This is a genomic window from Hoylesella buccalis ATCC 35310 (assembly GCF_000177075.1).
GTDB lineage: Bacteria > Bacteroidota > Bacteroidia > Bacteroidales > Bacteroidaceae > Prevotella > Prevotella buccalis.
In genome coordinates this window covers 1-673 of record NZ_ADEG01000010.1, presented here as the reverse complement: position 1 = coordinate 673, position 673 = coordinate 1, and the positions used below count along the sequence as shown (strand labels likewise).

General features: G+C 37.3%; 2 tRNA genes. Both read left to right on the top strand.

The annotated features are described in order from the left end of the window. Positions 1-268: 268 nt before the first annotated feature. Positions 269-342 (top strand) — tRNA-Ile (locus tag HMPREF0650_RS00715). A 175-nt stretch (positions 343-517) separates the two neighbouring features. After that, a tRNA-Ala gene (locus HMPREF0650_RS00710) sits at positions 518-591 on the top strand. Positions 592-673 lie beyond the last annotated feature (82 nt).

Genomic DNA, 673 nt, shown 5'->3' with positions numbered 1-673 from the left:
AGTGCGATTCATAATTCATAATTAAGAATTCATAATTCATAATTTATGATTAAGTCAACTAAACTTAAGAGGTTGAGGGATTGCACGAAGGATTTATAAGGTGATATTTCTTATCAAGGTTTGTAAGAAACCTGCCTGGAGTTACCACACGGTGGCCCAAGGTATTTCTTGTACTGCTACATCTGTTTTTTTTTATATAAGAGAGAAAAAGGAAGCCGGGCGAAGAAGAGTACGCGGCCCTGCGACTTGAATGAACACCGGGAACCACAGTCCTATAGCTCAGTTGGTTAGAGCGCCACACTGATAATGTGGAGGTCGGCAGTTCAAGTCTGCCTGGGACTACAGTCTTTAATTCATAATTCTCAATTCATAATTCATAATTAAACTAATTATAATAGTTAGTTAGAATGACATGACTTGACATGGATTAACTTCTGCCTCTGAAAAAACAATTCAATCAATTGTTGATTTATTAATAATTATGAATTATGAATTAACAATTATGAATTAAAAATCTGGGGGATTAGCTCAGCTGGCTAGATCACCTGCTTTGCAAGCAGGGGGTCAACGGTTCGAATCCGTTATTCTCCACTCACGGGAATGGTCTTTGAGGAACAATGAATTTCACTAGTAGTAAAGTTCAAATCTCAAAGTTCAAAGTTTCCCAGCGATC